The 7,132-nt window shown below is 73.6% G+C and carries 6 protein-coding genes; 4 read left to right on the forward strand and 2 right to left on the reverse strand.

The window, feature by feature from the left end; genetic code table 11:
* Nucleotides 1-26 precede the first annotated feature (26 nt).
* The 3 genes from ACIA5D_RS40275 to ACIA5D_RS40285 all read left to right on the forward strand — a co-directional run bounded on the left by ACIA5D_RS40275 (nt 27) and on the right by ACIA5D_RS40285 (nt 5,369).
* Nucleotides 27-1,931, forward strand: coding sequence for a LuxR C-terminal-related transcriptional regulator (locus ACIA5D_RS40275; RefSeq protein ID WP_396035788.1), 1,905 nt, complete (start codon nt 27-29; stop codon nt 1,929-1,931).
* The gene (locus tag ACIA5D_RS40280; protein ID WP_396035789.1) at nt 1,928-3,748 is read left to right on the forward strand and encodes a LuxR C-terminal-related transcriptional regulator; all 1,821 of its coding nucleotides are present in this window, start codon (nt 1,928-1,930) and stop codon (nt 3,746-3,748) included. Before ACIA5D_RS40275 ends, ACIA5D_RS40280 begins: the two co-directional genes overlap by 4 nt.
* A 139-nt stretch (nt 3,749-3,887) precedes the next feature.
* Nucleotides 3,888-5,369, forward strand: coding sequence for an alkaline phosphatase PhoX (locus ACIA5D_RS40285; protein ID WP_396035791.1), 1,482 nt, complete (start codon nt 3,888-3,890; stop codon nt 5,367-5,369).
* A gap of 23 nt (nt 5,370-5,392) precedes the next feature.
* Here ACIA5D_RS40285 and ACIA5D_RS40290 read toward each other — a convergent pair whose 3' ends face one another.
* Nucleotides 5,393-5,659 carry a helix-turn-helix domain-containing protein gene (locus ACIA5D_RS40290; protein WP_396035792.1) on the reverse strand — a complete coding sequence of 89 codons (267 nt, stop codon included), beginning with the start codon at nt 5,657-5,659 and terminating at the stop codon, nt 5,393-5,395.
* An 89-nt stretch (nt 5,660-5,748) separates the two neighbouring features.
* Here ACIA5D_RS40290 and map point away from each other — a divergent pair, with 89 nt between their 5' ends.
* Complete coding sequence (gene map, locus ACIA5D_RS40295; protein ID WP_396035794.1) at nt 5,749-6,567, forward strand: type I methionyl aminopeptidase; 819 nt, start codon at nt 5,749-5,751, stop codon at nt 6,565-6,567.
* Between the two features lie 110 nt (nt 6,568-6,677).
* Here the strand turns inward: map and ACIA5D_RS40300 are convergent, their stop codons facing one another.
* Complete coding sequence (locus tag ACIA5D_RS40300; protein ID WP_396035796.1) at nt 6,678-6,935, reverse strand: hypothetical protein; 258 nt, start codon at nt 6,933-6,935, stop codon at nt 6,678-6,680.
* Nucleotides 6,936-7,132: the final 197 nt, after the last annotated feature.

The following is a 7,132-nucleotide window of genomic DNA, read 5'->3' on the forward strand; positions in this document are numbered from 1 at the left end:
CCGCCCGTCTGACCAGGCTGGTTCGCATGTGGGATCTCCTGATCGATCGCCTCGGCTCGTTGCCGGCGGATACCCGTCGGGCGCTGCTCAACGCCGCCCTCTGCGAGTCGGGCGACCTGCGGGTGCTCGCCGGGGAGTCCCCCGCCGTGCTGGAGCCGGCGGAGCGGGCCCGGCTGATCACCGTCGACGAACAGCGGCGGCGGATCGTGTTCCATCCGGAGCGGGTGCGCCCGCTGCTCATCGGCCTGGCGAGCGCGCCGGAGCGCCGCGAGGCGCACCGGGCGGTGGCGGCGGCGCTGTCCGGCTTCGACCAGTCCCGGGCGGCCGAGCATCTGGCCGAGGCCACGAGCGGGCCGGACGAGACGGTCGCCGCGGCGCTCGAGGCGGCGGCCGACGCGTACCTGGCCGACGGCAAGCCCCGGGCGGCCGCGGCGGCGCTGCTCCGGGCGGGCGCGCTGACCCCGGCCGCCGAGGAGCGCGGCCGGCGGCTGGCCCGCGCCGACTACCTGGACGCGGTGCTGATCGGCCTGCCGTCACCAGGCGATCCGGTCCCAGCCACGATCGAGTCGGCGGTCGCGGCGGCGCACCGGTCGGCGAAGTTCGACCCGGGCGCCGGCTTCCTCCGGCTGGCGGCGGCGCTGCGCGAGGACGGGGGGCCCAGCGACGGTGCCCTGGAGGAGACACTGCATGCCCTTCTCGGGCTGGCCCTGGTCGCCGGGCGGGGCGATCTCTGGCAGATCTTCGAGGGCTTCCTCGACACGTACGAGGAAAGGCTGCCCTCGACGGTGCGGGTCTTCGCCGGCGCCTTCGGCGGCGGCCGCACCTCGGTCGAGGAAGCCGAGAAGCTCCTCGACGGCCTGCGCACCGAGACCGACCCGGCGAGGGCGCTGCGCTCCGCCATCGTCCTGGTCTTTCTGGACCGGCTCGGCGCGGGCCGCGAGCTGATCGTGCGGATCGCCCGGGACGGCGAGGCCGACGCCGCGCTGATGGCCGGGCAGCGCGGCCGCAGCGCGTGGTGCATCGACGCGTGGGCGGCCGGGCAGTGGGACGAGGCCGAGCGGCTGGTCGTGCGCTCCGAGCGGATCGCGGCCGAGCACGGCTGGGGAGGGCTGAGCCTGCTGTTCGTGCAGATGATCGGCGGGCTGATCGCGGCGGCCCGGGGCCGGACCGACCACGCCCGGCTGCGGGCGCGGGAGCTGGAGCGCCGGCACGCCGACGACCGGATCGGGCTGGCCGGCGAGTTCGCCGACCACATCCGCTGCTCGCTCGCCCTCGCGGCCGGGGACGGCGAACGGGCCTACCGGCACACGGAGGCGCCCGGCCGCTACCGCGTGCACGCCGCGCGGTCGGCGCTGGACCTGGTGGAGAGCGCCGTGCGGGCGGGCCGGCGGGACGCGGCGGCCGAGCACGTGGCGGCGCTGCGCGAGTGGCCGGCCACCCGGCTGTCCGCGCGGCTGCCGTTCGTGCTGGCCGTGTCCGAGGCGATGGCCGCCGACGACACCGAGCTGTTCGAGCGGGCGGTGACGTACCCGGGGGCTCAGCTGTGGCCGTTCGAGCTGGCGCGCGCCGAGCTTGCGTACGGTGAGAATCTGCGCAACAGACGCGCGGCGCACGATGCCCGCACCCATTTGCGCACCGCCCTGCGCTGGTTCCAGCGGCTCGGCGCCCGGCCGTGGGCCGAGCGCGCCGCCGAGCTGCTGCGCGCCACCGGCGACGGGCGCCAGTCCCCCGCGCCCGCCGCGAGCCTCACCCCGGTCGAGTTGCGGATCGCCGAGCTGGTCGCCGCCGGCATGTCCAACAAGGAGATAGGGACGCAGCTCACGCTGTCGGCGCGCACCGTCGGAAACTACCTTTACGGCACGTTCCCGAAGCTCGGCGTGAGCTCTCGCGCGGCCCTCGCCGACGCGCTGCGCAGAGGTGGTGGAACGTGAGCCTGCTCGATCTGGCCCTGCAGCCGGGGCTGCCGATGTCCGCCGCGCTCGGCGACGCGGTGCGCTCCGGCCTGGTGACCGTTCTCGACGGCGTCGCGTCCTTCGTGGACCCACGCTCCGCCGACGCCGTGCTGAGCGCCTCGACGCACTTCGAACGCTGCGCGGCCCACCTGCGCCTGGCCTCGCGTCCGGGCGCCGGCCCCGCCGAGCGGGCGCACCACATGGCCAACGCCACGATCGAGCCCGATTCGCGGGTCGCGGCGCTGCTCGAGGAGGCGGCGATGCAAGCACCGGCCAAGGGCGAGGCGGCGGCGCTGCTGATCCGGGCGGCCGAGGCGAGCCCGGCGGCGAGCGACCGCGCCCGGCGGCTGGCGGAGGCCGCGCGGATCAAGGCGCAGTTCACCGGCTCGCTCGAGGAGGTGACCGCGCTGCTGGCCCGCGCGCGCCGCTGCGACCCCCTGATCACCTCGTCGCTGACGGCCGTGCTGGCCCGCTCCGACCTGCTGCTGCACACCAGCGGCGACATCCGCGGCGCGCACCGGCTGCTGGTGACCGGCATCCGCAACCACACCGGGCCGGTTCTCGCCGAGGCGGTGCAGGCGCTGCTGCTGGTCTGCGTGGTCGGGCACGACCCGGCGATGTGGGCTTCGTTCGACGAGGTGCTGGCGCGGCACCGCGCGACCCTCCCGCCGGCGCTGGTCGCCGCGGCCGAGGGCCTCGCGCGGCCGGGCCTGACCGACACCGGCGCTCTCGATCGGGCAATCGCCGCGCTCGACGAGCGCACCGACCGGGCCACCGTGATGCGGGTGGTGATGGCGGCGTACACGGTGGACCGGCTGACCGGCTGCCGGGCCGCGCTGCGGCGAGGGGCCGAGGGGCCGGAGACCGACCAGTTGACGCTGATCGCGATGGCGGCGCTGGCGGTCGAGGAGCTGCGCGGCGGCCACTGGGATTCGGCGCGCCGGCTGGCCGGCGAGGCGGTGCAGCTGAGCCGCCGGATCCGCCGGCCGTTGCAGGAGCTTCCGGCGCGCTACGTGCAGGCGTACATCCACGCGGCGCGCGGGGAGGACGAGGAGCTCGCCCGGCTGGACGCCTGGGCCTATCAGGGGCCGGTGCCGCGCGGCGCGAACGCCGCGCGCATGATGCTCGCGCACGCGACCGCGGTGGGCGCGCTGGGCCGGGGCGATTTCGACGACGCGTACGCGATATTGCTGCCGGTCGCGGCGGCGTTCGAGCCCCACGACCGGTACGCGCCCTGGATGCTGCTCGACTTCGTGGAGGCGTGCCTGGCCACGGGTCGTCCCGGCCGCGCCCGCGACCACGTGCGGGCGGCCGCCGAGGCCGGGGTGCCGCAACTCTCCGCTCGCTACGCCTTCGTGCACGTCGGCGTGGCCGCGATGGTCGGCGACGCCTCGTTCGAGACCGTGCTGGCCGGCGAGGCCGAGGCCGGCACGTTCCATCGGGCCCGGCTCGAGCTCGCCCACGGTAGCCAACTCCGCCGACAGCGCCGCGCCCGGGACGCCCGGCCGGTGCTGGCCCGTGCCCTCGACACCTTCACCCGGCTGGGCGCGGCGCGGTGGGCCGAAAGGGCGCGCACCGAGCTGAATGCGACCGCGGCCACCCGCGGGGCCGAGCGCCTGACCCCGCAGGAGCAGGTGGTGGCCGACCTGGCGGCTGCGGGCCTGACCAACCGGGAGATCGCCGCCCGGCTCCAGGTGTCGCATCGCACGGTCGGCTCGCACCTGGCCCGCATCTTCCCGAAGCTGGAGGTCAGCTCGCGGGCGGCGCTGCGCGAGGCCCTCGTCCGGCAAGGCTAGTAATCTCCGGATAAATGCCCGATCGGGTTGATGGACATCAATTTGCGCATCGTGCCATCGGCCACCCGCCGTTTCCCGGCACGTCAGAGGATGGCGATTTGGTGGGCCCCGCTCCGCTTCGCTCAGGAGGTTGACCAGCATGGCCATTACTCGCCGTCAAATCCTCGCCAGTGGCTCCGCCGGTGTCGGGCTGGCCGTCGCGGGCACGCTGCCCGCGCTTGCCGAGCCGGCCGCGGCCTCGTCGCGTCACGGCTCGGGGCGCCCGTTCCCGCCGCTGCAGGACGACCCGGACGGCATCCTGGCGCTGCCGGCCGGCTTCTCCTACAAGATCGTCACACGCGAGGGCATCACCGACCTGACCGGCGGCCAGGGCAAGACGCCTTCGTTCCACGACGGCACCGGGGTGGTCGCCGACGGCCGCAACCGGCTCACCGTGATCCAGAACCACGAGTTGACCCCGCACATGACGGCGTACGGCGTGCCGCACATTGCCGGCACCGTCTACGACCCGGGCGCGCCGAACGCCGGCGGCTGCACGGTGATCACCACCGACGGCAGCGGCCGCCGGATCGCCGAGTGGGTCGGCATCTCCGGCACCGCCCGCAACTGCGCGGGCGGCGTCACCCCATGGGGCACGTGGCTGACCTGCGAGGAGACGTTCATCAACGCGGGCACGGCGTGGTCGGCGGCCGGGCAGACCGGCACGTACGAGAAGGACCACGGGTACGTCTTCGAGGTGTCGCAGGCAGAGTCCGCCCGGCAGCTCCCCAAGCCGATCAAGGCGTTCGGCCGGTACGAGCACGAGGCCCTCGCCGTCGAGCCGAGCCGCGAGCACGTGTACCTGTCGGAGGACGCGAGCGGCCCGACCGGCCTGTTCTACCGCTGGACCGCGCCGCGCGGCACACACCTGCGGCTCGGCCTCGCGAACCAACTGGCCGACGACGCCGGGAAGCTGGAGGCGATGCAGATCCGCCTCGACGACGGCAGCATCCTGCCCGACGTCGCGTTCCTGACGTCGGCCCAGATCGGCCGCCCGTTCAAGGTGACCTGGATCGAGGTGCCGGATCGGGACGCCCGCACGACCCCGACCCGCAGCCAGTTCGCGGACGGCACGGTGACGCGCGGGAAGAAGTTCGAGGGCGTCTGGAGCAACGGCCGCGGAGCGTACATCGTGAACAGCTTCGCCTTCGGCGCCAACGACCTGCCCGCCGGCGCCACCCGCCACGACGGCATGGTCTGGTTCTACGACTACGGCGACCAGACGATCACCCTGGTGACGTACTTCCCGCACAACCCGTCGGCCGAGACCGAGGGCGAGTTCCCGAAGTACGCCGACCTGACCTTCGACGGCCCCGACAACGTGACGGTGACCCCGTGGGGCAGCCTGGTCCTGGCCGAGGACGGCGTCCGGGCGTCGCACGTGCTGAGCTCGGTGCCGGGCGGGCCGACCTACGCGATCGCCCGCAACCAGATCACCAACGGCACCAGCAACGGCGTCCCCACGTATTCGGAGTTCACCGGGCCGACCTTCTCCCCCGACGGCAAGGTGCTGTTCGTGAACATCCAGGTGCCGGGCATCACGCTCGCGATCACCGGCCCGTGGGAGCACTACCTGGGCTGACATTCACCGGTCGCGGCCGGCCGCTAGGACGCCTGACGGATGGGCATGTCGGCCAGCCAGACGTCGGCGAGGTCGCTGAGGGGGACCTCGAGCGCCTGGCTGAGGCAGACCACCGTGCCGAACGCCGGTGCGGGCAGGCGGCCGGCCTCGATCTTGCGCAGCGTCTCGGGCGAGATGCCGGCCGCCAGGGCCACCTCGACGTGGCTGCGGCCGGCCCGTGCGGCCCGCAGGGCGGCCCCGAGGCGCTGGCCCGCGGCGATCTGATCGGCGGTCAGTGGTTGGCGAACCATGCCAGCAGGATAGTCCTCCCGAGCCTCCCCGACCGGGCGTGGTATAAAAATACCGGTATAGAAATACCGGGTGGGAGAGGGAGACTGCCGTGATCGAGCTCAAGTCGGCCGAGGAGATCGGCCGGATGGCGGTAGCCGGCCAGTTCGTCGGCGAGCTGCTCGCCGAGCTGAGCGGTGTCGCCGCGGTCGGCGTCAACCTGATGGACCTCGAACACCACGCCCGCCGCCGAATCTCCGAACGCGGCGCCGAATCCTGCTACTGGGACTACGCCCCCTCGTTCGGCCGCGGCCCGTTCCGCAACGTGCTGTGCCTGTCGGTCAACGACGCGGTGCTGCACGGCCTGCCGCACGACTACGTTCTGCGCGACGGTGACCTGCTCAGCATCGACATGGCGGCCGGCATCGACGGCTGGGTCGCCGACTCCGCGCTGTCCGTCATCGTCGGCGCCCCCGACCCGGCCGACCTGAAGCTGATCGAGGCCACCGAGGTCGCGCTGCAGGCCGGCATCGCCGCCGCGCAGCCCGGCGGCCGCCTCGGCGACGTCTCGGCCGCGATCGGCGAGGTCGCCCACGCGTACGGCTACGGCGTCAACGGCGAGTTCGGTGGCCACGGCATCGGCCGCACCATGCACGAGGCCCCGCACGTCGCCAACAGCGGCCGCGCCCACCGCGGCATCAAGCTCGACCCCGGCCTGACCATCGCCATCGAGCCCTGGTTCTGCCGCACCACCGACAAAATCAGGTACGACAGCGACGGCTGGACGATCCGCTCCGCCGATGGCTCCCGGACCGCCCACTCCGAACACACCGTCGCCATCACCGCTTCCGGGCCTCAGGTGCTGACCCGGCGCCCCGCCCCGGGCGCCACCGCGGCCGGCTCCACCAAGAAGCCGGCCGCAGCCTCCTGACCTCAGGCCCAGACCGGACGGGTGGGTGAGCGCAGAACGGGCCCGCGAGGAGCTGGCCGAACTCGACCACGCGCAGATCGCCGAGGGGGCAGGGTCACGACCGTTCCCGGTCATCGTGGCGCGGGCGTTGTAGAGGTGGGCCCGCATGATCGCCTCGGCCCAGTCGCCGTCGCCGGCCGCGCGGCCGCGACCATCTCGACGCGGTGGTTCAGGCTGCGTTTCAGCGCGTCGGCGGTGTAGTCGTGGAAGTTCTGGTGGACCACGGCCGCGCGGGTGACGCCGCGGAGCGCGCCGGCCAGCGGGGACGAGCCGGCGGCCGCGATGAACATGCCGTGGAAGCGCCGGTTGAGCTCCGCCGCCGGTCGCACCGGACCTCCTCGTCGTCGATTGCATGCAATCCGGACCCTTTCGCGTCGCCTGGCGCAAGATCCACGGCCACTTTGCATGCAATCCGGCCCTCAAGATTTTTGTGGTTCTACTGACGCTTGTGTGGGTGGTTTCTGGGCGTCTGGGTGGCGCACGCCGTTGTCCTGTCTAGGTTCTGGCTTGTCGAAGGTCAGAACGG

Origin of the sequence: Actinoplanes sp. NPDC051513 (assembly GCF_044454685.1) — a bacterium.
GTDB lineage: Bacteria > Actinomycetota > Actinomycetes > Mycobacteriales > Micromonosporaceae > Actinoplanes.

What these genes read in the sequence shown, in the direction of transcription:
- ACIA5D_RS40275 (WP_396035788.1), top strand. Translation starts at nt 27, where the DNA reads ATGTGGGATCTCCTGATCGATCGCCTCGGCTCGTTGCCGGCGGATACC.
- ACIA5D_RS40290 (WP_396035792.1), bottom strand. Translation starts at nt 5,659, where the DNA reads ATGGTTCGCCAACCACTGACCGCCGATCAGATCGCCGCGGGCCAGCGC.
- ACIA5D_RS40285 (WP_396035791.1), top strand. Translation starts at nt 3,888, where the DNA reads ATGGCCATTACTCGCCGTCAAATCCTCGCCAGTGGCTCCGCCGGTGTC.